This is a genomic window from Nocardia sp. XZ_19_369 (assembly GCF_015355715.1).
Classification (GTDB): Bacteria; Actinomycetota; Actinomycetes; order Mycobacteriales; family Mycobacteriaceae; genus Nocardia.
On sequence record NZ_JACVED010000005.1, the window covers coordinates 18708 to 43911 of the forward strand.

Sequence of the window (25204 nt, forward strand, 5' to 3'; positions counted from 1 at the left end):
CGATCCGCGGGAGGCGCACGATGACGAACTCACGATCTACGGCGGCGCTGCGCCGGTTCGCCAGGCGGGTACCCGACATCGCCGAGGTCCCCGGCGGGCGACTGGTCGAATTGCCGGGACGCGGCCGCACCTACGTGGTCGACATCGCCGGACCGGTGGGTGCGCCCACGCTGGTCCTGCTGCACGGCACCGGCTGCACCGCCTACCTGAACTGGTTTCCCGCGCTGGCGGCACTGGCCGAGCGGTACCGGGTGATCCTGTTCGACCAGCGATGGCACGGCCGGGGGATCCGCTCCGCGCGGTTCTCGGTGGACGACTGCGCCGACGACGTCGCCGCCGTGCTCGACGCGCTCGGTGTGCCGCAGGCGATATGCGCGGGTTACTCGCTCGGTGGCGTGGTGAGTCTGGCTGCCGCGCATCGGCATCCGGATCGGGTGAGTGGATTGGTGCTGTGCGCCACCCCGTATCGGTTCCAAGAGAAGTGGCGTGAGCGCGCTTTTCATCAGGCGTTCGGTGCGTTCGCCGCGGCGTTCGGGCCGTATTCGGTCCGGCGGATCGAGCAATTCGCCGGTCGGCTACCCGAGCTGCCCGAGATCGCCTGGGGACCGGGCAGATTGGACCGCTGGGCGCTCACCGAATTGCGCAGTACCAGCGGCTGGGCGATCACCCAGGTGATCGGCGAGGTCGGACGATTCGATGCGACCGAGTGGTTGTCGACACTGAAAATGCCTACCGCGGTGGTCATCACGACGCGGGACCGGGCCATTCCGGTCTACCGGCAGCTGGAGATGGCGACCATGATCCCCGGGGCGAGCATCCATCTGATCAAGGCGGGGCACACGGCCTGTGTCCTGGAGGCCGAACTGTTCGTGCCCGCGCTGCTCGAAGCCTGCGGGGCGGTCGCCGCACGATTGTGAGGACGCGCCCGGCTCCTGTTCGGCGGCGATGACGAACAGGCGCCTAGTTGCCGGTCATCCCAGTTTTCTAGCGGCGGCGAGCAATTCGGCAACCACGTCGGGGACCGCGTCGGCGAGCTCGGCGATGTCGGGCACCAGCTCCTTACAGGCGATGAAGCCGAAGTCCAGATCGTCGTTGTTCGATATCACCGTCACCGTGAGCCCGGCGCCGTGAAAGACCGGACCGAACGGATACATCCCGTCCACCCGCACGCCGAGAAAGTAGAGCGGCATCGGCGGGCCCGGCACATTCGACACCACCAGGTTGTGCACCACCGGATGGTGCTCGGCCAGCTTCAGCGACGAGTACACCCGCGCGGCGAGCTGAAAGGTGTTCGGCGGGGCGTACTTCGACCAGTCCTGCAGGAAGTCGGCGCCGATGAGGTCGTGTTCCGCCTTGGCGCTGCGGTTGTCCTCGGCCACTTGCCGCAGACGTTGCACCGGGTCCGCGATGTCGGTGCCGAGGCGGGCGAACAGCGTAGACACCTTGTTGATACCCGCGGTGTGCCGCGAGGATTCGTGCACCGAGACCGGCACCGAGGCGACCAGCGAGCGGTCGGGCAGTTCGTCGTGCTTCTCCAGGTAGGCCCGCAGCACGCCCGCGACGATGGTCAGGACCACGTCGTTGATCTTCACGCCGAAGGCGGACTTGATCTCCTTGATGGTGCCCAGCTCCGCCTCGGTGAACGCGACCGCGCGATGCGGGGTGATGGCCAGGTTGAACGGCGTGCGCGGCGCGGAGAACGGTAACGCCATGCCCGCCTTGTCCTTCCGGCGGCGTTGCGCGAAACCGGCGACCATGCCGAGGGTTTTCGGCACCATGCCGACGATGCCCGCCTTGCTGGGGAACTTGACCACCGCCTTGGCCAGCAGTTGCCAATCGTTGGGACTCGGTTCCGGTCGCCACTCTTCGGCGGGTGGCGTCTTGGCCGCATCCGGCTCCAGATCGCACAGGTGCATCATCATGTTCGTGCCGGTGATGCCGTCCACCGCGGCGTGATGGTATTTGCAGATCACCGCGACCTTGCCGTCGTCGAGGCCCTCCACCACCGACATCTCCCAGAGCGGGCGGTCGCGGTCCATCGGCCGGCTGGCGATGTCGCCGACCAGCTCGGCCAGCTCGCGGCGGCCCGCCGGCGGGGCGATGCCGATGCGCCGGATGTGATAGTCCAGATCGAAGTTCTGATCCTCGACCCAGACCGGGTGATCGAGATTGAACGGCACCTCGTAGACGCGGCGGCGCATCTGTGGAATGAGGGGTAGGCGCCTGCCTAGCTCGGCTTTGAATTTCTCGAAGGAATAGTCCCCTGAGCTGGGATCGAGGATCAGCAGCGCGCATACGTGCAGGTGCTGGGTCCCGGTCTCCAAGTACAGAAAGCTGGCATCCAATCCGGTTAGTCGTTCCATAGCGGAAGACTACTAGAACGCGTTCTAGTTTTGGCTGGAACGGGAGCGAGGTGTCTCACAGTGCGGGGCTCTATTGTCAAGGGGGGTGGCGGTATTGGCGGGGTGGGTCCAGTCCGCGGCATGCCCGGGTCCGAATGCCCTTCGGGGCCGCTGTGAATCTTCATGTAACCCGTGGTTGCATGTATGTGTATGATGTTTGCTACAGCCATGCAGGAAGGCGCGCGACGACGCGGTCGTGAGAGGAGTACCGATGAAGCTACTTCGGAGGGGCCGACGGCCGGATACCGATCCGGGGGAGGTAGCACTGCACGCACGCAATGTGCAGTTCCAGTGGGCCGATACGCCGCTGCACTGGATGCCCGCCGAGCCGATCGCCTCGCACCTGATCAACTCGCTGAATCTGCTGCTGCCCGAGGGTGAGCGCATGTTCTGCGCCGCCTACACCGAGGCGCTGCCGTTCGTGAAGGACGACAAGCTGCGCGAGGCCATGCTCGGCTTCATCGGCCAGGAGTCCATGCACGCCGAGACGCACGACAAGGTGCTCAACGAGGTGCTCGCCGCGCACGGCATCGACCCGGAACCCTATGTGCGCCAAGCCGAGTACCTGTTCCGCAAGACCCTCGGCCCGAAGGCCGCCGACGGTGTCGCGCAGCGTCAGGTGATGGTGGAGCGGCTGGCGTTCATCGCCTGTCTGGAGCATTTCTTCGCCTACCTCGGCGACTGGGTGCTCAACGCCGACCTGGAGAAGTTCGGCGCCGACCCGCGGATCGCGGATCTGTTCCGCTGGCACGGCGCCGAGGAGGTCGAACACCGGCACGTCGCCCACGATGTCGCGGTCTACTTCGGCGCGGGCTATGTGCGGCGCGCGGCGATCATGACGATCGTCTTCCCGATCTTCATCACGCTGGTGGTGCGCGGCACCAAATTCATGGTGCACCAGGACCCTTCGCTGCCCGACCTCGGTTACCCGCGGCTGATCAAGCGGGTGTTCGGCGCGATGTGGCGTGGGGCGCTGCCCGGCGTGCCGTCGCTGCTGTGGAGTGCGCTGTCGACCTTCAAGCCCGGCTACGACCCCGAGACGGTCGGGTCCACCGCGCAGGCGGTGGCATACCTGGCGAAATCGCCTGCCGCGCAAGCGATCGCGTCGTGATGGAATCGGGTGGGGTTCCAGCGTGACTTCGCGGCACATTCCTGAACAATTGCCCGCCGACCTGTTCGGCAAGGGGGACCGCGACCGGGCGGTGCGGGTGCTCGACGCGGTCGCCTCGGCCCGGCTGCGGTGGACGACGATGATCAACCGGCGCGATCTCGCGCCGCGGGTGGACGACCACCGGCTGGCCCTGGTGGTGACCGAACGACGGATCGAGGCGCACGACCAGGACGTGGTGAGTCTGCGACTGTCCGCGCCGGATCGGCGGGAACTGCCGCCGTGGCGGCCCGGTGCTCACCTGGATCTCGAACTGCCCTCCGGCCGGTTGCGGCAGTACTCGCTGTGTGGCGACCCCGCGGACACCCGGGCGTATCGCATTGCGGTGCGCCGCATTCCGGACGGTGGCGGCGGTTCGGTGGAGGTACACGACAATCTCCCGGTCGGTGCGCCGATCACGGTGCGCGGGCCGCGCAATGCCTTCCCGTTCGCCGTGCCCGGTCACGGATCACCGGCCGCCCGTTTGCATTTCATCGCGGGCGGCATCGGGATCACGCCGATCCTGCCGATGGCGCGGCTCGCGCAGCGGCTCGGAATCGAGTGGTCGATGGTGTACACCGGCCGCAGCCGCGACACCATCCCGTTCCTCGACGAGATCGCCGGGTTCGGTGACCGGGTCACCGTGCGCACCGACGACGAGCACGGCCTGCCCGACGCCGCCGCGTTGCTGCCCGGCGTCGCGGCCGACACGGCGGTCTACTGCTGCGGTCCGGTGCCGATGACCACGACTGTCGCCACCGCCATCCGCGAAATGCCCTGGGTGGAACTGCATTCCGAGCGGTTCTCGCCACCGCCGATCGTGAACGGTGTGCCGTTCGAGATCGAATTCGCCTCCACCGGTCAAGTAGTCGAGGTGGCCGCGGATCGGTCCGTGCTGGACACCATCCTGACGACCCGGCCGGATCGTCCCTACTCCTGCCGTCAGGGCTTCTGCCGCACCTGCAAGGTCCGGGTGCTCGCAGGCGAACCGGAGCATCGGGAAACCGTGCTCACCCCGGCCGAACACGAGGCGGGCGACATGCTCGTCTGCGTATCCCGTTCGCCCGGTGGGCGACTGGTGCTCGATCTGTAACCACGACCTCTGGTCAGCAAGGAGAAACCGATGACGACCATCGAACCACCGGAGCTCGTGGCCGCCGAGCGGACGGTGCGCAGCGGCGAATTCGAGCTCGCCGTCTACGAATACGGCGATCCGAGCGCGGAAACCGTGCTGCTGGTGCACGGCTGGCCGGACACCAATCACCTCTGGGACGCGGTGGTTCCGTTGCTGGCGCGCCGCTTCCACGTCGTCACCTACGACACCCGCGGGCACGGGCGCTCCACCCGCACCCGGCGCACCGAGGACTTCCGGCTCGACGTGCTCGCCGCGGACTTCTTCGCCGTCGCCGACGCGGTGAGCCCCGACCGGCCCGTGCATGTGCTCGCGCACGATTGGGGCTCGGTGCAGGTGTGGGAGGCGGTGTGCGAGCCGCAGTCGGCCGCACGGGTCGCCTCGTTCACCTCGGTGTCCGGGCCGAACCTGGACCACATCGCGAACTGGATGCGCGCCAGGCTGTCCCGGCCCACCCCGCGCAACCTCTGGCAACCGTTCAGCCAGGTCTTGTCCTCGGCGTACACCTTCTTCTTCATGACACCGGGCTTGCCCAGGGCTGTCTTCGGACTGCTCGGCACCGAGCAGCGCTGGCAGCGGGTGGTCTCGATCATGAACGAGACGTCACCGTCGAAGGTGATCCTCGGTCCGACGTTCCGGCAGGACATGGTCGACGGCCTGCTGATCTACCGGGCCAACATCGTGCAGCGCCTGCTCTCGCCGCGCGAGCGGCACACCGAGGTGCCGGTGCAGCTGATCGTCGCGGGTCGCGACGTCGCGGTCCGGCCCGCGGGATTCGACGACGAACGCAAGTGGGTGCAGCGACTGTGGCGCCGCGATGTGCCTGCCGGGCACTGGATGCCGTTCTCCCACCCCGAACTGCTGGCCACCGCCACCACCGAGCTGATCGACACGATCAACGGCGGCGCGGTCCCGCGCGGGCTGCGCCGGGCCGAAGTCGGCCGCAGCGCCAAGCCTTTCGAGGATCAGCTCGTGGTGATCACCGGCGGCGGCAGCGGTATCGGCCGCGAGACGGCGCTGTCCCTCGCGCGCCGCGGCGCCGAAATCGTGCTCTCCGACATCAATCTCGTCGCGGCCAAGGAGACGGCCGAGCTGATCGCCGCCGAACATGGTGTGGCGCATGCCTATCAGCTCGATGTGTCCGACGCCGCAGCGGTGACGGCGCACGCCGAGGCCGTGCTGGAAACCCATGGCGTGCCGGACATTCTGATCAACAACGCCGGAATCGGCCAGGCCGGTGGGTTCTTCGACACCTCGGCGGCGGAGTTCGACCGGGTCATGCGGATCAACCTCGGCGGCGTGGTGAACGGGTGCCGGGCCTTCGGCCCCGCGATGGCCGAGCGCGGTCTGGGCGGACACATCGTCAACCTGTCCAGCATGGCGGCTTACAGTCCGCAGCAGGGGTTCAGCGCCTACTCCACCAGCAAGTCGGCGGTGTTCATGTTCTCCGACTGCCTGCGCGCGGAACTGGCCGGTCGCGGCATCTCGGTGCACACCATCTGCCCCGGCATCGTGCACACCAATATCGTTGCCAACACGACTTTCTCGGGCGTCAGCGCGGAGGAGGAGAAGCGCAAGCAGGAGCGCTACGACAACCTCTACCGGATGCGGCGCTACGGCCCGGAGAAGGTGGCCGAGCAGATCGTGCGGGCCGTCGAGAAGGACCGCAGCATCGTCCCGGTCACCCCGGAGGCCCGGGTGCAGTACCACGTCAGCAGGCTCGCGCCGGCGATCGGCCGGTTCGTCGCGGCGCGGGTGAAGCTCACCTAAACCGCGGGCAGAGTGCGCAATTCGGTCTCGATGGCCGCGACGCGCGCGGCGTCGACACCCCACGGGTGTTCGACGCCGACCCTGCTGTCCAGATCCCACAGCACGCAGGACTCGCCCAGCTCGGCGACCAGCGCCCAAGCCACCACGGTGCGGCCCAGCTGCTCGCCCATGGTGCCGTGCGAAAGGTTCGGTGGCCCAGCACCTTCCGGGAAGTGATGCAGAAAGCGGCCGTACGCGGCGGCGCAGAACGCGGCGTACCGCTCGGTGCAGAGGATGAAGCCGTGCCACGCCTCGTCCACGGCGTGCGATGGCATGCCGATCACCTGCCCGTCGCGCATCGCCGCGCCGCAACAGCGCAACCACTGCCGCAGGCCGGTCTCCACCAGGTCGCGCGGCTGCCACGGGACGGTCTTGTAGACGGCCTCGGGTAACTCCAGCGCGGCGACGGCGGCGTTCACCGCACCGAGATCGATGGGCCGCTGCCGGGGTCTGCGGAAGCTGAAAGACGGCACAGTTCACTGTACGCAGGCGGGAGGGGGCCGCTACGGTTCATGAATGGGTGGAGTTCTCATTTTCCTGATCGTGGTGTATGCGGTCCTGGCGGTGGTCATCATCAGCGTGATCGTCCGGACTACGCGCCGAAACAGGCGGAATCCGCCCTACCGGACTCGGCGTGGTGATGCACGCCGGCGACATAGCGGCGGTGCGGAGCCCTACTGGATGGCCGGTGCCGCCGGTACCGATGCCGGTTCGTCGAGTAGTTGTAGCGGCGGCTGGTATCCGGAGCCCGGGGGCGGGCACCACCACGGCGGAGGCCACCACGGCGGAGGTCACCACGACAGCGGTGGCAGCAGCAGCAGTTGCAGCGGTGGAAGCAGCTCCAGCTGTGGTGGCGGGAGCAGTTGCGGTGGTGGCAGTTCGTGAATCGCTTTCGCGCTGAGCGAAATCGCCTGCACGCGGCTTGACCTCAACATCAGTTCAGGTTCCATGCTGATTCCTGTCGGACGAAACAGGAAAGCTATGGAGGTTGGTCGTGCGCGCAGTGCAGGTAGCGGAATTCGGTGGGCCCGAAGTACTTACGGTGCGTGAGGTGCCGGCGCCGGTGGCCGGACCGGGCGAGGTGGTGGTGGACGTGGCCGCCGCCGACGTGATGTTCCTGGATGCCCGGCTGCGCGGCGGATGGGGTGGGGACTACTTCCAGCTGGCGACTCCTTACGTGCCCGGTGGCGCGGTCGCCGGCGTGGTCAGCGCGGTCGGTGACGGTGTGGACGAGTCCTGGATCGGCAAGCGTGTCACCACCGCGACCGCGGCCAGCAAGATCGGCGGCGGCCAGCCGATCGGCGGCTACGCCGAAAAGGCGCTTGCCAGTGCGGCAACGCTGACCGTCGTGCCCGAGGGGTTGAGCCTGGCACAGGCCGTCGCGCTCGCGCACGACGGGCAAACCGCATTGGCCGTCTTCGACAAGGCCGCGATCCAGCCGGGGGAGTGGGTGCTGATCACCGCGGCGGGCGGTGGACTCGGCACCTTGCTGATCCAGCTCGCACACGCGGCGGGCGCACACGTGATCGCCGCAGCGCGGGGCAGCGCCAAATTGGCGTTGGCCGAACGGCTCGGCGCCGACGTCGTGGTCGACTACGCCGAGGCGGGCTGGTCGGACAAGGCCAAGGCGGCGACAGCTGGTGCGGGCGCGAATGTCGTGCTGGACGGCGCGGGCGGTGCACTGGGCGAAGCCGCCTTCGACGCCATCGCGGACAACGGGCGATTCCTCGGTTACGGCATGGCCGCAGGCGAATTCGCGGCGATCGACAGTGCGTCGGCGGCCGCCCGCGGCATCACGGTGACCGGTCTGCTCGATGTCACCGACGCCGAAACCGATTGGCCGCGGCTGGCCGAACGCTCGCTCGCCGAGGCCGCGGCCGGGCGGCTGGAAGTGGTGATCGGCCAAACCTTTCCGCTCGACGCGGCCGAAAAGGCACACGCCGCCATCGAATCCAGGACGGCGGTGGGCCGCACCCTGCTGACCCTGGATTCCGCTGTCTGAGAGACCACCGAGCAAGCTATGGCGGGCACCCTGGCTCGGCGCTAGGGTGCCCTGCGTGGAGACTCTGATCGTTGTTGGTGTGGTCCTACTGGTGCTCGCTGTCGTGGTGGTTGTCGTGCAAATAGCCAGCAGACCGCCGAAAGACGAAAGCCAATGGGACAGGGACGATCCCGACGACTACGAAGGCCACTGGGACGAGCGCGACGACGACTACCGGGACTGACCGGCCGGCGTCAGCACCACCACCGGAATCGGCCGCTTGGTCATCTTCTGATAGGCGCTATAGCGACCCTTGTTGACCTTGTCCACGATCGCGAACCGACGCGCATAGTCCGAATCATCCGGATACGTGGGCCGCGCGACCACCGGCACCTTGCGCCGCCCGATCTGAATCTCACACTCCGGCTTGGCCTTCACATTCGCCAGCCACCCCGGCGGCCGCGGCGATCCACCGTTGGACGCCGTCACCAAGTAATCCGCCCCATCCCGCCCATACGTCAGCGCCGACGTACGCGCCTGCCCCGTCTGGCGGCCCACCGTCCGCAACAACAGCGTCGGATTCCCGAACAACACCCGATGCCCCACCACACCGCCACTGTTCTCGTACACCCACTGATGCACCTGCAGCACCTTCGCGAACACACTCGACATAGTCGACCCTCCACAACGGTTGCCGGACGCCCCCACCCTAACCGCCGCCCCGGGTCCGAGTGGTGCAAGTCCCACCCCAGCCGGTAGCATCCCCCACGCCTGCGGTGCACCCGCAGAAGAGGGGCGGTAGCTCAGTCGGTTAGAGCCGTGGACTCATAATCCATTGGTCGCGGGTTCGAGCCCCGCCCGCCCCACAAACCCGCCCTGAGCAGCGGATATGCCTCGATCGGTAACCGATTACATGCGCTGTTGGGCGCGAAGACCAACAAATTGGTGCGCGGTTGACCACCCCCTCTCGACTCCCAGGACCGGCTGGTCGGGCCTGCCCGGTCGCACGGCCACAGCGGTTCGGGGTCAACGTTCAATAGAAGTCGGCGACAAAGACTTCGGCATCCCCTCGCGCAGTCAGGGCAGGCCTGCGGGCTCGCATCCGGTGTTCTCCGGACCGGAATATCGATAAATGGGTGCTGACCTGCTGGTTCAGTGTGTGAATACCACCTTCGGCTTGGCGGCAAGGCTGTGCTTCCGGTGATGATTGCGGCGCCATCCCCGGGGCAACGGAGCCCGATGGTCGAGGCGCCGCCGGTGGAGGGGATCAGCGGCGTCCTCAACTATCCGGGGCCGGTGGCGGCAATCGAGGCACGCTCCGACAGGGGGGAGCGTGGCGAGATAGCTTGGCGCGGATCGGTTTCGGCGGCATCGAGACGGCGGATAGCCGTCGGTGGCGTGGCGGAGCAGGTCGGCGGGTTCCGGAACTGCCCGGTCTGCCACTGCGCGATGGCGAGGTTGGTGAGGCGTCGGCCGAGGTGCGGCGTGCGTCGAGGGAGTCGGGAGCGTCGCCGCACTCGCCAATGTCCGCTCCGGTAAGCGATCGGCGAACGGCACCCATCTGGACGGCTTCGCCATGCGACTTCCTTTCTGTGCGTCCGTGGATCAACGTTGTCTGTGGCAGGTATGTCGGGCGCAGGTATGTCGGGCGGAGGAGGGTACTTCCGGGGAGACCTGTCGCGGCAGTCGGTGGGGCCTCGACTTGGAGTTCCGGTAGATCCGAACTGGCAGGAGTGGTTGTGATGGCGACCCGATTTCGCAGCGTGGCAGCGAGGTTGGTTTGTTTGGTGGTGATGGTCGTCGGGATCGGTGGGGTGCCGTCGGCTGCGGCGGCGCCGGTGTATCCGGCGGGGGAGGCGGATGGGTTCTCTGTGGCGCCGCGGGATCTCGCGGACTATGCCGTGGGGGATGTGGTGCGCAGTAGGCAGGTTGCCGCGGCCGGGTTTCCCGGGGTGGCGGCGTGGCAGTTGTTGTATCGGTCGGTGAATTCGGCGGGCGTTCCGGTCGTGGCGGTGACGACGGTGTTGGTGCCGGCGGGTGGGGGGAATCGGCCGTTGGTGTCGTATCAGCCGTTCGTGAACTCGCTCGGGGTGCGGTGTGCGCCGTCGCACAGTCTGTTCGACGGGACGATGCAGGAGGCGCCTGCCTTGAATCTGCTGCTGGCTCGCGGGTGGGCGGTCGCGGTGCCGGATCATCTGGGGCCGACGAGTGCGTATGGTGCGGCGCGGCTGGGTGGCACGCTCACCCTGGACGGGATTCGCGCGGTGCAGAGGTTCGCTCCTGCGGGTCTGGCCGCGAGTCCTGTTGGTATGGCTGGTTATTCGGGTGGTGGCATGGCCACGGGGTTCGCTGCCGCGCTCGCGCCGGAGTATGCGCCGGAGCTGCCGATCGTCGGGGCCGCGCAGGGCGGCGTGCCGGTGAACCTGGCCACGTTGGCCCGCGATGTCGGGTCGACGCCGAATCAGCTGTTCGGGCTCGGTTTCGCAGCGGCTGTGGGATTGGAGCGGGAGTATCCCGATCGGGTGCGGCTGGAGCCGCGACTCAACCCGGCGGGGCTGGCGCTGCGCGACCGGATAGCCAATGCCTGCGCAACCGAGATCATCGATGCGGGTGCCAACCGCCGACTGTCCGATGTGTTCACCGGCGGCGCCTTGGATGACGACCCGGCGACGGCACAGGTGTTGCGGGAGAACAGCATCCAAGACTTCGACGGTGTGCCGCGCGTTCCGGTGTACCAGTGGCACGGCACCGACGATGTGGTGTCACCGCAGGCGGTTCGCGACGTGGCGGGGCGGTACTGCCGCGCGGGCACGCCGGTGCGGCTGGACATGATTCCGGGTGCCGATCACGGTGCCGCCATGCTGGCGGGCGCGCCCCGGGCGCTGGACTACCTGGCCGACCGCTTCGCCGGGCGCCCAGCTCCCAGTACCTGCTGACCGCTAACTCGGGGTGCCCATTTTCTTGGCCTGCTTGGCGAGTTCCTGCTCGAACTGTTCGGGGGTGAACTTGAAGTCGCCCTTGGGGAACTGCTTGCAACCGGCGGCGGTGACTTTGCCGGGAAGGGCGGCCGCGCCGGTCTCCTCGGTGTCCGCGGCCAGTTTGCCGTCGGGTTTGACCCCGCACACGAAGTACGTCCCCTTCTTCGCCGAATCGAGAATGAAGAAGAAGCCGTTGATCTCGCCTGCCTTGGGGGCCTTGTTCGCCGCGGTGCATTTGCCGGCTTCGACGGGAGCGAGATTGTCGCCGATGGCTTTTCCGGGCGTAATCGTTGCGCACCGGTAGCTCGGTGACGTCTCGGCGGAAGCGGCCGGGGCGGCGGCCAGCAGGGTTGCGAAGGCGGCGGCACCGGTCGCGACGAGATGAGCGGGTCGATAGTGCACGGGGTGGTGACCTCGTTTCTGTGGACGGCTCTGGCGTGGGTATTCGGACCCGAGCCGGTTCTGGATTGGTCACCTCCGAGTAGCAGTCGGAACCCGTCTTGAAAGTGCTCATTCAGTGAGCACTTAACTGCGGATGATGGGTTCATGGAAAGCATCGACGCAGGTTCTCTTCGTTTCCCGGACGCGGCGCACTGGGAGTCGTGGCTGGCCGACCACCACGACGAGTCGGCGGGCGTCTGGTTGCTGATCGCGAAGAAGGGCGCCCAGGGGATCACGATCGGCGACGCCCTCGACGTCGCCCTGTGCTACGGCTGGATCGACAGCCATCGCAAGGGCTTCGACGATCAGCACTACCTGCAGCGGTACTCGCCACGGCGGCCGAAAAGCCCATGGTCGCAGGTGAATGTGGAGAAGGCCGAGGCGCTGATCGCCGCGGGTCGGATGCGCGCGCCCGGCTCGGCGGCGATCCGGGCGGCCGAGGCGGACGGGCGGTGGGCGGCCGCCTATCAGCGCCAGCGCGACGCCACCGTCCCGGCCGATCTGGCCGCCGCGCTGGCTGATGACGAGCGGGCGCGGGTCCAGTTCGAACTGCTGGACCGGACCCGGCAGTACGCGCTGTTCCTCCGGCTCATGAAGGCACGCACCCCGGCCGGCCGCGCCACGCAGCTCGACCAGATCGTCGCGTCGCTCGCACAGGCAAGCCAGTAGCGTCAGCCCACCGCAACCTTCCGATCGAACGCCGCTTGCGCCCGCTGCGCCAGATCACCACCGAGCTTGTACCCCTGAGCAGCGAGTTCTTCATGCGCCTGCGGATCGGTGGTCTCAGTGCCATAGAGAACTTCCACGGAGGATTCGGGAATCTCGGAGTAACCAGCAATACCGTCCCGGAGCTGCAACGTGATCGCGTCCTTGTACCCACGACGATCGAACGTCCCTCGATTAACCCCCGCCAACGCGATGAAGTGCAGTTCTTTCACCGCACTCGGACCGTCGGGAGAGGTGTTCTCATAGGCCCACCCACGGCTGAACACTCGATCGATCCACCCCTTGGCCAGCGCGGGCATCGACCACCAGTAGACCGGGAACAACACGGCAACGACATCGGCCGACTCGATCAACTCCTGCTCCCGCCGCACATCGGCGGGCGGATCGCCGAGCAGCCGGTGCACCGCGAGATCCGCAGGACGGAACACCGGATCGAATCCCGAAGCCGTCAGATCATGCACGACAGCGGTGGTGTTTCCGTCCGCCTGGATGCCCTGCTCGACCGCGCGGGCGATGACCCAGGTGGCGGACTCGTGATCCGGGTGGGACACCACGAGCAGTACTTTCGGCTGACTGCGATCGTTCGTCATATGGCCAAGGTAAAGTATGACACTAACGTCAATGTCAAGGAGAAGCTCAGGTGCGGATCAAAGATTTGAGCCAGCTCACCGGTGCGACCCCGCGGATGCTGCGCCACTACGAGAACGCCGGTGTCCTGACCCCCGAGCGCGACCCCAACGGCTATCGGCACTACCGCGAAGAGGACGTCAAGACGGTGCACGACATCCGCTGTCTGCTCGCCTCCGGTCTCTCGCTCACCGAAGCCGCCACCCTGATCCACATCGCCTGCACCGCCCCGCAGTCCGCCACCGACCAGGACCGCGACGACGTGCTGGCGCAACTCGACGAACGCACCCGGCAATTGGACGCGGGCATCGAACGACTCCTCGCGGAAAAGGCCAACCTACTCAAACTCCGCCAGGACCTCGGCCGCTGATCCCGCTGCCCCGAAATCCATAGGCCCTGCGCACCGCCGACTTCTCGTAGTGTGGTCTATGGACTGCCCACTTGCCGCGGTCCCGAGCCGCAGCCGAACACGCGGCCCGGGCGGCGGCCGAGCCGAGCGCGAGGACCATGTCGGACAACGTCACCACAGATCGCTCCGCTTTCGACGCGGTGATCGCGGCCGCCGACTACCCCGTGTTCGTCGTGACCACCCGGGCCGATGGTCGCCAGGCCGGGTGCCTGGTCGGCTTCACCTCGCAGGTGAGCATCGAACCCCCGCGGTTCCTGGTCGGCATCTCCAAGTCCAATTTCACCTTCGGCGTCGTGATGGCGGCCGAGCATTTGGCGGTGCATCTGCTCGGCCGCGAACAGTCCTCGCTGGCAGCACTTTTCGGCGCGGAGACCGGTGACGACATCAACAAGTTCGCGCACTGCAAGTGGCACCCCGGCCCGGGCGAGGTACCGATCCTGAGTGCCGCCGCAGGCTGGTTCACCGGCCGCATCCTCGAACGCCACGATCTGGGCGACCACGTCGGCATGCTCATCGAGCCGGAGGCCGCCTCGCCCCCGCCGGCACACACCGACGCCCTGCGCTACAACGCCGTCGCCAGGCTGAAACCCGGCCATACCGCGTAAAGGTCAGGCAACGCAGACCGGGGGCTCCTCGTCCGAGGCCTGGGCGCGCAGCGTATTCAAGGTCTTGGACAGGATGCGCGAAACCTGCATCTGGGAGACCCCGAGCTGCTCGGCGATCTGCGCCTGCGTCATCGATTCGAAAAATCTCATGATCAGTACCCGGCGCTCTCGCTCGGGCAGCGCGGCGATCAACGGCCGGACGGTCATCGACTGCTCCAACAGCTGGTAGCACGGCTCCTCCGCGCCGAGTCCCGCGGCGAGCGGCATCGGCGTGGCCTCCCCGTCGTCGCGGGTCACGGCATCGATGGAGTTGGTCTGGTAACCGTTCTTCGCGATCAACGCCTGGGTGACCTCACCGACATCGAGGTCCAGTTCGGCGGCGATCTCCCTGGCGGTGGGTACCCGGCCGAGCCGGTTCGACAGCGTTTCGGTGGTCGGCCCGAGCAATTGCTGAATTTCCTTGAGCCGACGCGGAACTCGTACCGCCCAGGTGTGGTCCCGGAAGTGCCTGCGCACCTCGCCCATGATCGTCGGCACGGCGAACGAGAGGAACGAGCTGCCCCGCGTGACGTCGAACCGGTCGACCGCGAGAAGCAAACCGAGACTGGCGATCTGCTGCAGATCGTCGAAAGACTCACCGCGACCGGCGAACTTGCGAGCGATGTGCTCGGCCAGCGGCAGGCACAGCCGCATTACTTCCTCGCGCAACTCGATTCGATGCGGATCGTCAGCGTCGAGCGTTGCCATCTTCTCGAACCACGGCTCGATATTGTCGTAGCTGTCGCCGCGGGATTGCGTACGTCGCGGTGCGTCGACCCGGCCCGCCGTGAAGTCACGCTGCATCGGATAACCCTCGCTCCCAACTGAATTCGATGGCCGTTGGATACCCTCCCGCCGCCGGCTCAAAAGGTTCGGTGATCAACTCGGCAGAATCGGTCAATACCTGCACCAACTGCCAGCTCAGCGGGTCGCGGGTGATCTCGACATCGCGGGTAGTCGTCGCGCCGATCCGCGCGCTGATGCTGCGCCGGCTGTAGGTGAACGCGCACCGCAGCGTCGAGCCGGGCACCGCGTCGAGCATCAGTGCGGTGGCCGCCTCGCTGAGTACGAGCCGAATGTCCGGAATCGCATCGAGCGTGACCTCGGCCATCATGCACGTGGTATCGGTGAGCGCCCGAAGCATGCCCAGCTCGTACGGCTCAGCGGCCAGCTCGAAGACGACTCGGTGCGCGACCACGGATGTCTGGTGTGATGTAGATGTCCTGGAAGCCAACTTCATCATGTTCACCGCCTCCCATCGATTCACTGCGGCCATACCCGAGCCTTGCCGTGTCAATCACCTCGGCAACGTCTCGGCGTGCACTGTGACCGGAGTTACCCGGCATCGAGCGTTGCTGACGATGCTCTCGGCGTGGTCCGTGCGGGCTTCGGTGCCCGGTTGGAGTAGCGTCGAAGTCGGGGAGATAGGAGTCCGGGGTGGAGGGAGCATCCGGCGGGCATCGAGGTGACCGCTTCGAGGGCTCGAACCGGGATTTCGTACAGGTGCCTGGTTCGCTGTTCACCGGCATAAGCACGCTGTGCTCGGCCGCGGTCCGTCTGAGCGGCGTCGACGGCGCAGCGCTCGCGGTACTCAGCAACTCCACTCAGGCACGGGAATTGGTCTATGCGACCGACCCGATCGCCCAGCAGATCGACGAGTTGCAGTTCGTGGTCGGCGAGGGGCCGTGCGTCGACGCCTACCGAGCCGACCGCCTCCAAATGTGGCCGGATCTGGCACTCAGCGCCGTGGCCGCGCGGTGGCCTGCCTTCACCCCCGATGCACTCGCACTCGGGGCGCGCGCGGCGTTCGCCTTCCCGGTGCCCGGTGTGCTGCGGCCGATCGGAGTCCTCGAGCTGTACCGCAGCACGGTCGGTGTGCTGGCCGGCTCGGAACAAGAGTCCGCGCTGGCCTGTGCGATCGCCGTCGGACGCACCCTGCACGCGAACTGGGCGGAGCGGATCGACCAGGCGGGCAGCGTCGAAACCGCGCTCGACGCCGCCGGATCGGACAACGATTCGCCGGAGCCCGACGGCGAGTTCTCCCGTGCGGAGATATTCAATGCCGCCGGTATGGTTGCTGTGCAGCTCGCGGTTCCGATCAGCGAGGGGATGGACCGTTTGCGCGCCTCCTCTTACGCGCAGCGCCGCTCCATCGCCGACGTGGCAGCCGATATCGTGGCCCGGCGGCTGTCGTTGCGGGAACAGCGTGACCCGACGGAGGGGCAGCAACGATGAACTCGGCCCGGACCCGACTGGCGATCACGGAACTGACGGCGACACTGACCACCGATTTCGATGTGCCGACGCTGTTGCACTCGATAGCTGTGCACGCTCGTGACTGTTTCGACGCGGTGTCCGCGGTGGTGATTCTGTGCGATCCGCGGCAGCCGGCGGGCATGCAGATCGTTGCCGAGTCGCTGCGCGACGGCGGCTCGGCCGATCCACGTCTGCATATCACCGGCCCGGGGTTGTCGAGTGCGCGCGACGGTGCGGTGACGATGATCGCGGATCTCGCGGCGGGGCGCGACACCACCTGGCCGCAGTACCGCAGGCAGGCGCTGGCCGCCGGGCTACGGTCCGTGCGTGCATTTCCGGTGGTCGCCCTGAGAATGCCGCTCGGCTCGGTCGTGGTGCATCTCGACGAGCCATGGGGTGCCGCCCGCCCCAACGACTTCGGCCAGCTTCTCGCGGACCTCACGGCGATCGCGGCGTCCACCGGTCGGGTGGAGGGGCGCCGGGCCAGCACCGGTGAAACCGTGGAGGCGGTGCTGCACGGCACCGCCGTGATCGCCGCGGCGGTCGGCGTGCTCGCCGAATACTTCGACCTCGATATTGCGGTAGCCGCACGACAACGGTTGGTGAAGCTTGCCCGGGCGTACGACGTGACGCCCACCGCCCACGCGCAGGCCATCTGTGAAGCGCAGGACGCGTCGCCGTGGGATCCCGGCGCCACCGGGATATTGCACGGGCCGCCGGAGCTGGCGCCGCCGCGGCACATCAACAGCTGACCGAGGTGTTCGACCGATGATCGGAACGAGCGCGCACTGTTTCGATTGCTGAAAGCTGGCTGGCGTCTCTCTGACCGCGCGGCATTTCAATATGGTTCCGACACGAGCGACCTACCGCCGACCTGGTGTGAAAACCGCAGGTAGGGCGCATACTTACCGGGTGATGGAAACAGGCGCGACGGCCACCGAGGCGGCGACCCTCGCGGTCGTCCAGGTGGTTGGTGGCGGTACAGCGCAGGCGACCGGAAGCTTCGGATTCTGGTTCGCCGATCAGCGGTGGGAGTGGTCGGACGCGGTCGCCGCAATGCACGGGTACGCGCCGGGGACGGTGACGCCGACCACGGAATTGCTGCTGTCACACAAACATCCGGAGGACCGTGCCCAGGTCGCTGAGGCGATCGCCAAGTCGTTGCGCCATGCCGAGCCGTTCTGCAGCCGCCACCGCATCATCGACACCGCCGGGGTGACCCGTCATGTGATCGTTTTCGGCGGCACCGTGACCGGCGCCGACGGCATGGTCATCGGCACCAGGGGCCACTACGTCGACCTGACCGACGCCATCGACGAACAACGCCAGGAGGTGCTCGACGACACCCTGCCGGAACTGTTCGAGGCGCGAGCCGTGATCGAACAGGCCAAGGGCGTGCTGATGCAGGTGTACCGGCTCAACGCCGAGCAGGCCTTCCGGGTACTGCAGTGGCGGTCCCAGGAGACCAACGTCAAGCTGCGCACCCTGGCCACCCGGCTGGTCGCCGCAATAAACTCACTGCCGCCGGCGCCGCCGCAGGTGCAGACCGCGTTCGACCACTTGCTGCTGACCGTGCACGAGCGCTCCGGATCCGAATGACCTTCAGAGTTCCGGTCGTCGCGTGGTGTCGGTGCGGCTGACCTCGTAGCCGAGCAGCCGTTCGGCCTCTTCGATACCGCCCTGGAGGTCGCCGACCGCATTCATCTTCGACAGATCCAGGCCGATGGTGACCAGCGTCAGCGCGATCTCCGAGGACAGGCCGGTGATGATCACGTTCGCGCCCATCAGTCCGGACGCGTCGACGGTCTGTACCAGGTGGTTGGCCACGGTGGAGTCGATGGTCGGCACACCGGTGATGTCGATGACGACCACCTTGGCCCGGTTGGCCCGGATCGCGCGCAGCAGCTGCTCGGTGAGCTGACGGGCGCGCTGACCGTCGAGCACGCCGATGATGGGCAGGATGAGCAGCTGTTCACGGACCTGGAGAACAGGGGTGGACAGCTCGCGGATCGCCTCTTGCTGCTGGCGGATGATGCGTTCGCGTTCCTCGACGAAGGACACGCCCACGGTGTTGGCGATGCGGTTGGCGGCCGGTTCGTAGGCGTCGAGCACCGCGTTGAGCAGCTGGAAGTCGTTCTGGTACTTCTCGAACAGCGAGCGGGCCAGCACGTCGCGCAGCAGCAGCACGATGCCGAGGACCTCGTCGGTCTCGACGCCGCGGGGAATGATGCGCTCGGACAGATCCCTGGCGTAGTCCTGCAGCGCCTCCACCGAACCGGTCTCCAGCACGGCGACGTAGTTGTCGTACACGGAGGTGGCCTCGGAGAACATCTCGTCGGGCGTCATCGCGGTCAGCAACTGCGCCTCGGTAATGCGGCGCGCCCATTCCTCGCGCAGCACGGTGCGGTTCTGCCGGAGGTGCTCTACCAGCTCGGAAAGCAAACCCTCGCTGACACCGTTACTGCTGGTGTCGGTCGCGAAAGCAGTAATCGACATCTCGGACAATGCCGCCTCCGGTCCATCCCACCGCGAATCGGACTCTCGCGTGCTCGAAAAGCGCGGTGGCCAGCCGTCTCGTTTGGACCGTTCCACCGACTGCAGAATCGTATACCTATCGCGGCCGACGGAGCCATCGAAAGAAGGCGGCGGAGGTTTCCGGGCGCGGCGACGGGATAACCGGTCTGCGTCTCATCCGAGCGCGCAGGAGGTTCTCCGCTATGGGTTTCCCCGAGCAACAGCAAGAAGTCCCTGGTATCCAGGCCCAGATGCAGCCGGTGCCGGACTGTGGCGAAAAGAGTTACCGCGGTTCCGGGAAGATGACCGGCAAAGCGGCCGTGATCACCGGCGCGGACAGCGGGATCGGCCGTGCGGTCGCCATCGCCTTCGCGCGCGAGGGCGCCGACGTGCTGATCTCCTATCTCAACGAGGACGAGGACGCGAAAGAGGTCGCGCAGCTGGTCGAGGAGGCCGGTCGCACGGCGGTGCTGATGCCGGGCGACCTGTCCGACCCGCACCACTGTCGGGCCGTGATCGACCGTGCCGCAGCGGAATTCGGCAAGATCGACGTGCTGGTGAGCAACGCCGCCTACCAGATGACGCACACGACCCTCGACGAGATCAGCGACGAGGAATTCGACTACACCTTCAAATTGAACGTCGGGGCCTACTTCTACCTGGTCAAGGCCGCGCTGCCGCACATGCCGCCCGGCTCGTCGATCATCGGCAGTTCATCGGTGAATTCGGATATGCCGAACCCGACGCTCGCGCCGTACGCGGCGACCAAGGCGGCCATCGCCAACTTCTCGGCCAGTCTGGCTCAGCTGCTGGGGGAGAAGGGGATTCGAGTCAACAGTGTGGCCCCCGGCCCGATCTGGACGCCACTGATTCCCGCGACGATGCCGCCGGAGAAGGTCGGCAAGTTCGGCGATGACACCCCGCTCGGCCGCGCCGGGCAACCGGTCGAACTTGCCTCCACCTACGTGCTGCTCGCCTCGGATGACGGTAGCTACATCTCCGGGGCTCGCGTCGCCGTCACCGGCGGCAGGCCGATCCTCTGAGTCGAGGAGTGCGTCGATTGCTATCGGCGGCGTTGGCGCGACGGGGCGGCCGGCTCGGCGAAATGCGACAAGGTCGGTTTGCGGCCGGTGACCACCTCGATGATCTCTGCCGCCAAATCCGCGACGCGGACATTGCGCCGTTGCGACCTGCCGCGCAGCACCTCGAAGGCCGCGTCGCGGGTGCAGCGTCGTTCGGCCATGACGATGCCTAGCGCCTGATCGATGGTGGATCGGGAGGCCAGCGTAGCGCGCAGCTGTTCGGTGAGCTTGGCTTGCCTGGCCGTGTCGGATGCGACCGCGAGCAGGACGCCGAGGTGTTCGGTGGTCAGGATCGCGGCCCGCCGGATCTGGTCGGTGAAGCTGTGCGGCCGGGGCGAGTAGAGCGAGAGCGCGCCGATGGCGACGCCGTTCACCGAAAGCGGTTGGGCGTGAATCGAGTTGACCCCGAAGGCCAGCATGCGTTTCGAATAGTCGCCCCAGCGGTGCTCCGCAGCGACATCGGGCACGGAAACCTGTTGTGCCGTACTGATTGCCTGGAGGGTGGGACCGTAACCTTCGCTGAATTCGGATTCCTCGACGAGCATCGCGTGCGCGTCGCTCGAACGGCCGAAGATGATGCCGTGCTCGCGGGCGAGCGTGATCCCCGTCATCGGGTGGTCCGGTAGCATCCGCGCGACGATATCGGCGGCGGCACACAGTGATTCGGTGACGTCGTCGCCGGTCAACAGCAGCGATGTCAACTCCGACATCCCCAACGCCAGCTCTTCAGCCATGAAATATCATGACGGTCAACATAATTGGTATCCGTCCTCTAGTACGCGGCGAGCGATCTCCGAGACGGCGACGCCGTCGGCGAAGGCGCGTGCGCGCAACAGTGCGAGCGCTGCGTCGAGCTGGCAACTGCATTGCACCGCAACCATACCGACCGCCTGATGGACCGCGGCGAGGTAATCGGCATCATCGAACAACGTGCCCTGTGGCGCGCCGCCGTCGGCGGTTCCGTACGAGGCGAGCAGCACCATTGTGGCCAGGGCGTCGGCCACCTCGGCGGCCGGGGTGATCTCGGCGAGCAGCCCGGTACGGCTGGTGAACACGCATAGCGCACCGAGCAGGCGGGAGGAGAGCAGCGGGACCGCGACCACGGACCGCACACCGAGCTCGGCGAGGGCGGGGCCGTAGTGCGGCCAGCGGTCGGCCAGATCTGTGCCGTTGGCCGTGACGAATTCCTGGCCGCCCAGCACGTCACGGGCCGGGCCCTCGCCGATCAGCAGCTCGAGATCGTGCGCGGCCCGCGCGGTCACGTCCGATGCCGCCACCAGTAGTTCTTCGCCGGTCTGACCGAACAGGGTGACCGCGGCGTTGTCCACGCCGAGGTGCTGGGCTACCGCGGCCATGAAAACCGGTCGCAGCGTGGCTCGATCGCCGATGTACCACCGTTGGAGGCGCAGGGCGTGTAACCGGTGCAGTCGGGCACAGGCGAGATGACGGGCTTCGATTCTTCGATGCAGCTCGGCCATGCGCTGCCGAAATGGCTGCATGGATTGTGGTTGTTGTGTCGCTTGTGCCTCGTATTTCGCGGCAACCGCCGCCGCCCGAGCGGCTCGTTCACGCTCGGCGCTGAATTCCTGCCACTCACGGGCAATTTCCTGGTGAGCGTCCGAATAAGACCGCACAGGCCAAGCCTACGCGCATATCCGGACGAGCGGTTAATTGCCTTGTATTGCAACATTTGTCGGCGGGACCTCTTCCAAGAGCAATACCACGCCCTGGCGGGTGCCGTCCAGCGGTGAACAGGTCACCGCGCAGACAATCGAACGCCCGATCCGGTTGACGGCGGCGAGCTTCACCGGCCCGTCGCGATGGCCAGTTTTGAGGCAGCGCTGGATGCTTTCGTGCAGCAACTGGGTCGGCAGCCCGAAGTCCAGCGCGAAGAACACCTGCTGCTGGACCTCCTCGGAGCGCAGCCCCCACATCTCCTCGGCGCCGCGGTTCCAGCTGCGCACCCGCAGCTGATCGTCGAGTACCACCACGCCCGCGGCAACGCTGGACAGCACGCCCTCCAGGAAGGTGCGGGTCTCGTTCAATTCGTCGGTACGGGTCCGCATCTCCTCGTTCATTGTCTCCAGTTCTTCATTACCGGACTGGAGTTCTTCGTTGGTGGTCTCCAATTCCTCGTTGGTCGACTGGAGTTCTTCGTTGGTGGTCTCCAATTCCTCGATGCTGGATTGGAGTTCTTCATTGGTGGTTTCGAGTTCTTCATTGGTGGATTGGAGTTCCTCGTAGGCTGTCTCCAGTTCCTCCCTTTTGACCTTCACTTCCAGTGAGAGCCGGGTCGGCATCGTCGTGTCGACAAAATTGACCACCACCCCCACATCCGAGCCATCGCTGCCCCACAGCGGCTGGATATGCACGTCGAAATACTGGACTTCGTTCGGCCCGAGCTTGCGTTCGGCCGAGCTGACCCGGATGGCGCGGCGCTCCGCGACGGCCTGCTGGATCAGCGATCGCAGCTCGACCGGCCGATAGGAGATCTCCAGCTCGCTCAGCGGCCTGCCGATATCGTGCAGCGTCAAGCCGAATTGGCTGCGCATCTGGCTGTTGAGGATGGAGACTTTGCCCTCGGCATCCAAGCCGATCACCCCGAACGGGGCCGTTTCCAGCGCGAGTTCGCCGAGTTGACGCTTCTTGACCAGGCCCTGTATCTCCTGACCGAGGCCGATATCGAGCCGCGGTGTTGTCGGCTGATGCGGCGGCCTGACCTCACCGGCCCGGCGCCGAAAGATGCGCTGACGCATGCTTGCCACCCCGAACCGCTCGCCTTCGGAAAGCAGCAGTTCCGCCTTGCCCAGAAAGAGGAATCCGCCTTCCCGTAGCGCGAAGTGAAACCGGTCCAGGATCTGCGATTGCGCCTCGGCATTGAAGTACATCAACGTGTTCCGGCACACCAGCAGATCGAGCCGGGAGATCGGCGCGTCACGGGTGATGTCGTGCCTGCCGAAGATGACGCGGCGGCGCAGGTCCGACCGGAAGGTGAACTTGTCGCCGACCGGCTCGAAATATCGATCCCGGAGCTCGCCGGACAGCTGTGTGAGCGCCTTGGCCGGATAGACACCCGCCCGTGCCTCACGCAGTGCTTCCTCATCGACGTCGGTGCCGTAGAGCTTGACGCGTTTCGCGCACTCCTCTATGCCGAGCACTTCGGCGAACGCGATCGCCAGGGAGTAGGCTTCCTCGCCGCTGGAGCAGCCCGCGCTCCACACCCGAATCTCGCTGTCCGGCTTGGTATTCGCGATCAACTCCGGCAACACCTCGCGCTGCAGGTACTGCCAGGCCTCCACGTCGCGGAAGAAGCTGGTGACATTGATCAGGATGGTGTTGAACAGGTGCCGGAATTCCTCGGCGTTGCTTTCCAGCAGATCGCGATAGTCCAGATACTCGGTGACCCACACCTCTTGCATGCGCTTGCGGACACGTCTGGTCAGCGAGGAGCGCTTGTATCCGGTGAAATCGAACCCGCGCGAATCACGAATGAACAGCAGCAGGTCTTCCAGCGCCGGGTCGGTGGTTTCGACGTCTTCACCCGGTGCCGTCATGCTCTCCTCACTCGATTCGGTCACGTTGCGCTCTCGGTCACGAGACCAGCGATGACGCCCGCGATCTCGTCGAGTGGCACAACGAGATCCGCATCGCCGGTGGCCACCGCGGCGCCCGGCATACCCTTGAATTCCGCTTCCTCCGGATCCTGCACGACCACGGTGCCGCCGCGGGACTTGACCGCACTCACCCCGGTCGCGCCGTCGCTGCCGGATCCGGTCAGCACGCAGGCGATCGCTCGTGCGCCGTAGGCGCCGGCCACCGATTCGAACAACAGGTCGGCCGAGGGCCGGACGAAGTGGACGAGTTCGCTGCCGGACAGCGCGAGCACACCGTGCGGCTCCACCAACAGGTGGTTGTTCGGCGGCGCGATGTATACGGTTCCGGGTTCGGCGGTTTCGCCCGCCGTCGCCAGCTTCACGCGCAATTCGGTTCGGCGCGAGAGCAATTCGGCCAGCACCGTCTTGTGGCGTCGGTCGAGGTGCTGCACCACGAGCACGGGTACCGGCAAGGTGGCGGGCAGGGCGCCGAGGACCTTGAAGAGCGCGGTGATGCCGCCCGCCGATGAGGCGATGGCGACAACGGCGTATTGGTCATCTGTGGTCATGGTCGTGCCGACCAGCCGTGAGGTGCACGAGACCAGGGTAGCCCCGCGCTACCGACCGGCCCAATGGCCGGTACGGCCCCGGCGCGGCGGCGCGACGCGCTCATCGCCGTCTTCTACTTCGTAGCTCCCCCATCGGTGCCGCGGCGGTCAGGCTGAGCATCGCCAACCCGGTGGTGCGAATCATCGAATCCAGCTCGGCCAGCAGGTCGACGATGGCGGCGCGGTGCAGGTCGGCCGCGGCGGTCGTCAGCCCGTCTCGGTCGAACTCCATCCGGATCGTGTCCAGCCGGAGACCGGTGTCGAACAGGCTCCGGACCAGCCGGTCACCGAGCTCGATCAACTCGCGGGTGTCCTGTTCGGCCCGCGCGGGGGGTGGGCGCGGGGTGGTCTGCTGAACGAATTCGTCAGGCGATACCAGGGTCATGATTCCTCCGGGTTCGGTCGCTGGCACGGGGGAGCCACGCTTCGGGACTCGGGGAATTTCATTTCGAATCTTACGCTTGAAGCCCAGCTCGGGGGCCTGAGTGGGGGTTACTCGCGGCCAGGGTGTGAGCTCGCGCGTGTTTGCCTCGATCCAACCTGGTTATCCGCCACACGACCGGCCCGAACAAGGCATGGTCGGTCGGACCCGACGAAAGGGGTTAGACAATGAGCACAGCTGACAAGGCCCAGAACAAGGCTGACGACCTCGCCGGCAAGGCGAAGGAGAAGTTCGGCGAGGCCACTGACGACCAGGACCTGAAGAACGAGGGCAAGGGCGATCAGATCAAGTCCAACCTCAAGGACGCGGGCGAGAAGGTCAAGGACGCCTTCCGCAGCTGATCTAGTCTTCGGTTCACCGTCGAGCGGGTGTGCGCCCCATCGGGCGCCGCCCGCTCGGCCGTGCAGTACGGA

29 protein-coding genes and 1 tRNA gene are annotated in these 25204 nt (G+C 66.6%); 16 read left to right on the forward strand and 14 right to left on the reverse strand.

What is annotated here, in order from left to right:
- Nucleotides 1–20 precede the first annotated feature (20 nt).
- Nucleotides 21–917, forward strand: coding sequence for an alpha/beta fold hydrolase (locus tag IBX18_RS19015; protein WP_194834985.1), 897 nt, complete (start codon nucleotides 21–23; stop codon nucleotides 915–917).
- A 54-nt stretch (nucleotides 918–971) separates the two neighbouring features.
- Here the strand turns inward: IBX18_RS19015 and IBX18_RS19020 are convergent, their stop codons facing one another.
- Complete coding sequence (locus tag IBX18_RS19020) at nucleotides 972–2363, reverse strand: wax ester/triacylglycerol synthase family O-acyltransferase (RefSeq protein WP_194834986.1); 1392 nt, start codon at nucleotides 2361–2363, stop codon at nucleotides 972–974.
- 250 nt (nucleotides 2364–2613) lie between these two features.
- Here IBX18_RS19020 and IBX18_RS19025 point away from each other — a divergent pair, with 250 nt between their 5' ends.
- The 3 genes from IBX18_RS19025 to IBX18_RS19035 are packed head-to-tail and all read left to right on the forward strand — an operon-like array spanning nucleotide 2614 to nucleotide 6451.
- The gene (locus IBX18_RS19025; protein WP_194834987.1) at nucleotides 2614–3513 is read left to right on the forward strand and encodes a metal-dependent hydrolase; all 900 of its coding nucleotides are present in this window, start codon (nucleotides 2614–2616) and stop codon (nucleotides 3511–3513) included.
- Nucleotides 3514–3535: 22 nt separating this feature from the next.
- Nucleotides 3536–4642, forward strand: a complete 1107-nt coding sequence (locus tag IBX18_RS19030; protein ID WP_194834988.1) for a PDR/VanB family oxidoreductase — start codon at nucleotides 3536–3538, stop codon at nucleotides 4640–4642.
- Nucleotides 4643–4672: 30 nt separating this feature from the next.
- On the forward strand, nucleotides 4673–6451 hold the full coding sequence (locus IBX18_RS19035; protein WP_194834989.1) for an SDR family oxidoreductase: 1779 nt from the start codon (nucleotides 4673–4675) through the stop codon (nucleotides 6449–6451).
- Here IBX18_RS19035 and IBX18_RS19040 read toward each other — a convergent pair.
- Both IBX18_RS19040 and IBX18_RS19045 read right to left on the reverse strand, forming a co-directional pair.
- Nucleotides 6448–6963: a hypothetical protein gene (locus tag IBX18_RS19040; RefSeq protein WP_306796321.1), complete on the reverse strand. Its 516-nt coding sequence runs from the start codon at nucleotides 6961–6963 to the stop codon at nucleotides 6448–6450. The two genes, IBX18_RS19035 and IBX18_RS19040, sit on opposite strands and share 4 nt — an antisense overlap.
- Nucleotides 6964–7281: 318 nt before the next feature.
- Nucleotides 7282–7440: a hypothetical protein gene (locus IBX18_RS19045; RefSeq protein WP_194834990.1), complete on the reverse strand. Its 159-nt coding sequence runs from the start codon at nucleotides 7438–7440 to the stop codon at nucleotides 7282–7284.
- 44 nt (nucleotides 7441–7484) lie between these two features.
- Here IBX18_RS19045 and IBX18_RS19050 point away from each other — a divergent pair, with 44 nt between their 5' ends.
- Nucleotides 7485–8492 (forward strand): zinc-binding dehydrogenase, encoded by a 1008-nt coding sequence (locus IBX18_RS19050; RefSeq protein WP_194834991.1) that lies wholly within the window; start codon nucleotides 7485–7487, stop codon nucleotides 8490–8492.
- Nucleotides 8493–8547: 55 nt separating this feature from the next.
- The gene (locus tag IBX18_RS19055; RefSeq protein ID WP_194834992.1) at nucleotides 8548–8715 is read left to right on the forward strand and encodes a hypothetical protein; all 168 of its coding nucleotides are present in this window, start codon (nucleotides 8548–8550) and stop codon (nucleotides 8713–8715) included.
- Here IBX18_RS19055 and IBX18_RS19060 read toward each other — a convergent pair.
- Entirely contained in the window at nucleotides 8703–9143 is a 441-nt protein-coding gene (locus tag IBX18_RS19060; protein WP_194834993.1) for a nitroreductase family deazaflavin-dependent oxidoreductase, read from the reverse strand. The genes IBX18_RS19055 and IBX18_RS19060 overlap by 13 nt on opposite strands.
- Nucleotides 9144–9263: 120 nt before the next feature.
- Between IBX18_RS19060 and IBX18_RS19065 the strand changes: the two genes are divergently transcribed.
- Both IBX18_RS19065 and IBX18_RS19070 read left to right on the forward strand, forming a co-directional pair.
- Nucleotides 9264–9337: transfer RNA gene (locus IBX18_RS19065), tRNA-Ile, on the forward strand.
- Nucleotides 9338–10264: 927 nt separating this feature from the next.
- Nucleotides 10265–11407, forward strand: a complete 1143-nt coding sequence (locus IBX18_RS19070; RefSeq protein ID WP_194835445.1) for a lipase family protein — start codon at nucleotides 10265–10267, stop codon at nucleotides 11405–11407.
- Nucleotides 11408–11410: 3 nt separating this feature from the next.
- On the opposite strand, the gene IBX18_RS19075 is transcribed toward IBX18_RS19070, so the two are convergent.
- Nucleotides 11411–11851, reverse strand: coding sequence for a hypothetical protein (locus IBX18_RS19075; RefSeq protein ID WP_194834994.1), 441 nt, complete (start codon nucleotides 11849–11851; stop codon nucleotides 11411–11413).
- 144 nt (nucleotides 11852–11995) lie between these two features.
- On the opposite strand from IBX18_RS19075, the gene IBX18_RS19080 reads away from it, so the two are divergent.
- The gene (locus tag IBX18_RS19080; RefSeq protein ID WP_194834995.1) at nucleotides 11996–12559 is read left to right on the forward strand and encodes a YdeI family protein; all 564 of its coding nucleotides are present in this window, start codon (nucleotides 11996–11998) and stop codon (nucleotides 12557–12559) included.
- A gap of 2 nt (nucleotides 12560–12561) precedes the next feature.
- On the opposite strand, the gene IBX18_RS19085 is transcribed toward IBX18_RS19080, so the two are convergent.
- Complete coding sequence (locus tag IBX18_RS19085) at nucleotides 12562–13206, reverse strand: NAD(P)H-dependent oxidoreductase (RefSeq protein WP_194834996.1); 645 nt, start codon at nucleotides 13204–13206, stop codon at nucleotides 12562–12564.
- A gap of 50 nt (nucleotides 13207–13256) precedes the next feature.
- Here IBX18_RS19085 and IBX18_RS19090 point away from each other — a divergent pair, with 50 nt between their 5' ends.
- Both IBX18_RS19090 and IBX18_RS19095 read left to right on the forward strand, forming a co-directional pair.
- Nucleotides 13257–13613 (forward strand): MerR family transcriptional regulator, encoded by a 357-nt coding sequence (locus IBX18_RS19090; RefSeq protein ID WP_147134604.1) that lies wholly within the window; start codon nucleotides 13257–13259, stop codon nucleotides 13611–13613.
- A 137-nt stretch (nucleotides 13614–13750) separates the two neighbouring features.
- Nucleotides 13751–14257 carry a flavin reductase family protein gene (locus tag IBX18_RS19095; RefSeq protein ID WP_194835446.1) on the forward strand — a complete coding sequence of 169 codons (507 nt, stop codon included), beginning with the start codon at nucleotides 13751–13753 and terminating at the stop codon, nucleotides 14255–14257.
- A 3-nt stretch (nucleotides 14258–14260) separates the two neighbouring features.
- On the opposite strand, the gene IBX18_RS19100 is transcribed toward IBX18_RS19095, so the two are convergent.
- On the reverse strand, nucleotides 14261–15100 hold the full coding sequence (locus IBX18_RS19100) for an RNA polymerase sigma factor SigF (RefSeq protein WP_194834997.1): 840 nt from the start codon (nucleotides 15098–15100) through the stop codon (nucleotides 14261–14263).
- Nucleotides 15090–15410: an anti-sigma factor gene (locus IBX18_RS19105; RefSeq protein ID WP_194834998.1), complete on the reverse strand. Its 321-nt coding sequence runs from the start codon at nucleotides 15408–15410 to the stop codon at nucleotides 15090–15092. Before IBX18_RS19105 ends, IBX18_RS19100 begins: the two co-directional genes overlap by 11 nt.
- Nucleotides 15411–15733: 323 nt before the next feature.
- Between IBX18_RS19105 and IBX18_RS19110 the strand changes: the two genes are divergently transcribed.
- The 3 genes from IBX18_RS19110 (at nucleotide 15734) to IBX18_RS19120 (ending at nucleotide 18151) form a co-directional block, all read left to right on the forward strand.
- On the forward strand, nucleotides 15734–16531 hold the full coding sequence (locus IBX18_RS19110) for a GAF and ANTAR domain-containing protein (RefSeq protein WP_194834999.1): 798 nt from the start codon (nucleotides 15734–15736) through the stop codon (nucleotides 16529–16531).
- On the forward strand, nucleotides 16528–17304 hold the full coding sequence (locus IBX18_RS19115) for a hypothetical protein (RefSeq protein ID WP_194835000.1): 777 nt from the start codon (nucleotides 16528–16530) through the stop codon (nucleotides 17302–17304). The genes IBX18_RS19110 and IBX18_RS19115 overlap by 4 nt, the downstream gene beginning before the upstream one ends.
- Before the next feature lie 163 nt (nucleotides 17305–17467).
- Nucleotides 17468–18151: a PAS and ANTAR domain-containing protein gene (locus IBX18_RS19120; protein ID WP_194835447.1), complete on the forward strand. Its 684-nt coding sequence runs from the start codon at nucleotides 17468–17470 to the stop codon at nucleotides 18149–18151.
- Between the two features lie 3 nt (nucleotides 18152–18154).
- Here IBX18_RS19120 and IBX18_RS19125 read toward each other — a convergent pair whose 3' ends face one another.
- Nucleotides 18155–19048 (reverse strand): STAS domain-containing protein, encoded by an 894-nt coding sequence (locus IBX18_RS19125; protein ID WP_194835001.1) that lies wholly within the window; start codon nucleotides 19046–19048, stop codon nucleotides 18155–18157.
- A 221-nt stretch (nucleotides 19049–19269) separates the two neighbouring features.
- Between IBX18_RS19125 and IBX18_RS19130 the strand changes: the two genes are divergently transcribed.
- Nucleotides 19270–20109: an SDR family oxidoreductase gene (locus IBX18_RS19130; RefSeq protein WP_194835002.1), complete on the forward strand. Its 840-nt coding sequence runs from the start codon at nucleotides 19270–19272 to the stop codon at nucleotides 20107–20109.
- 20 nt (nucleotides 20110–20129) lie between these two features.
- Here the strand turns inward: IBX18_RS19130 and IBX18_RS19135 are convergent, their stop codons facing one another.
- The 5 genes from IBX18_RS19135 to IBX18_RS19155 form a co-directional block, all read right to left on the reverse strand.
- Complete coding sequence (locus IBX18_RS19135) at nucleotides 20130–20882, reverse strand: GAF and ANTAR domain-containing protein (protein WP_194835003.1); 753 nt, start codon at nucleotides 20880–20882, stop codon at nucleotides 20130–20132.
- Nucleotides 20883–20897: 15 nt separating this feature from the next.
- Nucleotides 20898–21782 (reverse strand): GAF domain-containing protein, encoded by an 885-nt coding sequence (locus IBX18_RS19140; RefSeq protein ID WP_194835004.1) that lies wholly within the window; start codon nucleotides 21780–21782, stop codon nucleotides 20898–20900.
- Nucleotides 21783–21815: 33 nt separating this feature from the next.
- Nucleotides 21816–23702: a CheR family methyltransferase gene (locus IBX18_RS19145; RefSeq protein ID WP_194835005.1), complete on the reverse strand. Its 1887-nt coding sequence runs from the start codon at nucleotides 23700–23702 to the stop codon at nucleotides 21816–21818.
- 20 nt (nucleotides 23703–23722) lie between these two features.
- On the reverse strand, nucleotides 23723–24310 hold the full coding sequence (locus IBX18_RS19150) for a chemotaxis protein CheB (RefSeq protein WP_194835006.1): 588 nt from the start codon (nucleotides 24308–24310) through the stop codon (nucleotides 23723–23725).
- A 100-nt stretch (nucleotides 24311–24410) separates the two neighbouring features.
- Nucleotides 24411–24734 carry a hypothetical protein gene (locus tag IBX18_RS19155; RefSeq protein WP_194835007.1) on the reverse strand — a complete coding sequence of 108 codons (324 nt, stop codon included), beginning with the start codon at nucleotides 24732–24734 and terminating at the stop codon, nucleotides 24411–24413.
- A 224-nt stretch (nucleotides 24735–24958) separates the two neighbouring features.
- Here IBX18_RS19155 and IBX18_RS19160 point away from each other — a divergent pair, with 224 nt between their 5' ends.
- Nucleotides 24959–25132, forward strand: coding sequence for a CsbD family protein (locus IBX18_RS19160; protein WP_107654970.1), 174 nt, complete (start codon nucleotides 24959–24961; stop codon nucleotides 25130–25132).
- The last annotated feature ends 72 nt before the right edge of the window (nucleotides 25133–25204 follow it).

What these genes read in the sequence shown, in the direction of transcription:
- IBX18_RS19045 (WP_194834990.1), bottom strand. Translation starts at nt 7,440, where the DNA reads ATGGAACCTGAACTGATGTTGAGGTCAAGCCGCGTGCAGGCGATTTCG.
- IBX18_RS19130 (WP_194835002.1), top strand. Translation starts at nt 19,270, where the DNA reads ATGGGTTTCCCCGAGCAACAGCAAGAAGTCCCTGGTATCCAGGCCCAG.
- IBX18_RS19155 (WP_194835007.1), bottom strand. Translation starts at nt 24,734, where the DNA reads ATGACCCTGGTATCGCCTGACGAATTCGTTCAGCAGACCACCCCGCGC.
- IBX18_RS19125 (WP_194835001.1), bottom strand. Translation starts at nt 19,048, where the DNA reads ATGTCGATTACTGCTTTCGCGACCGACACCAGCAGTAACGGTGTCAGC.
- IBX18_RS19060 (WP_194834993.1), bottom strand. Translation starts at nt 9,143, where the DNA reads ATGTCGAGTGTGTTCGCGAAGGTGCTGCAGGTGCATCAGTGGGTGTAC.
- IBX18_RS19070 (WP_194835445.1), top strand. Translation starts at nt 10,265, where the DNA reads ATGGTCGTCGGGATCGGTGGGGTGCCGTCGGCTGCGGCGGCGCCGGTG.
- IBX18_RS19015 (WP_194834985.1), top strand. Translation starts at nt 21, where the DNA reads ATGACGAACTCACGATCTACGGCGGCGCTGCGCCGGTTCGCCAGGCGG.
- IBX18_RS19025 (WP_194834987.1), top strand. Translation starts at nt 2,614, where the DNA reads ATGAAGCTACTTCGGAGGGGCCGACGGCCGGATACCGATCCGGGGGAG.
- IBX18_RS19105 (WP_194834998.1), bottom strand. Translation starts at nt 15,410, where the DNA reads ATGATGGCCGAGGTCACGCTCGATGCGATTCCGGACATTCGGCTCGTA.
- IBX18_RS19035 (WP_194834989.1), top strand. Translation starts at nt 4,673, where the DNA reads ATGACGACCATCGAACCACCGGAGCTCGTGGCCGCCGAGCGGACGGTG.
- IBX18_RS19100 (WP_194834997.1), bottom strand. Translation starts at nt 15,100, where the DNA reads ATGCAGCGTGACTTCACGGCGGGCCGGGTCGACGCACCGCGACGTACG.
- IBX18_RS19095 (WP_194835446.1), top strand. Translation starts at nt 13,751, where the DNA reads ATGTCGGACAACGTCACCACAGATCGCTCCGCTTTCGACGCGGTGATC.
- IBX18_RS19115 (WP_194835000.1), top strand. Translation starts at nt 16,528, where the DNA reads ATGAACTCGGCCCGGACCCGACTGGCGATCACGGAACTGACGGCGACA.
- IBX18_RS19150 (WP_194835006.1), bottom strand. Translation starts at nt 24,310, where the DNA reads ATGACCACAGATGACCAATACGCCGTTGTCGCCATCGCCTCATCGGCG.
- IBX18_RS19020 (WP_194834986.1), bottom strand. Translation starts at nt 2,363, where the DNA reads ATGGAACGACTAACCGGATTGGATGCCAGCTTTCTGTACTTGGAGACC.
- IBX18_RS19120 (WP_194835447.1), top strand. Translation starts at nt 17,468, where the DNA reads ATGGAAACAGGCGCGACGGCCACCGAGGCGGCGACCCTCGCGGTCGTC.
- IBX18_RS19135 (WP_194835003.1), bottom strand. Translation starts at nt 20,882, where the DNA reads ATGGCTGAAGAGCTGGCGTTGGGGATGTCGGAGTTGACATCGCTGCTG.
- IBX18_RS19145 (WP_194835005.1), bottom strand. Translation starts at nt 23,702, where the DNA reads ATGACGGCACCGGGTGAAGACGTCGAAACCACCGACCCGGCGCTGGAA.
- IBX18_RS19080 (WP_194834995.1), top strand. Translation starts at nt 11,996, where the DNA reads ATGGAAAGCATCGACGCAGGTTCTCTTCGTTTCCCGGACGCGGCGCAC.
- IBX18_RS19160 (WP_107654970.1), top strand. Translation starts at nt 24,959, where the DNA reads ATGAGCACAGCTGACAAGGCCCAGAACAAGGCTGACGACCTCGCCGGC.
- IBX18_RS19085 (WP_194834996.1), bottom strand. Translation starts at nt 13,206, where the DNA reads ATGACGAACGATCGCAGTCAGCCGAAAGTACTGCTCGTGGTGTCCCAC.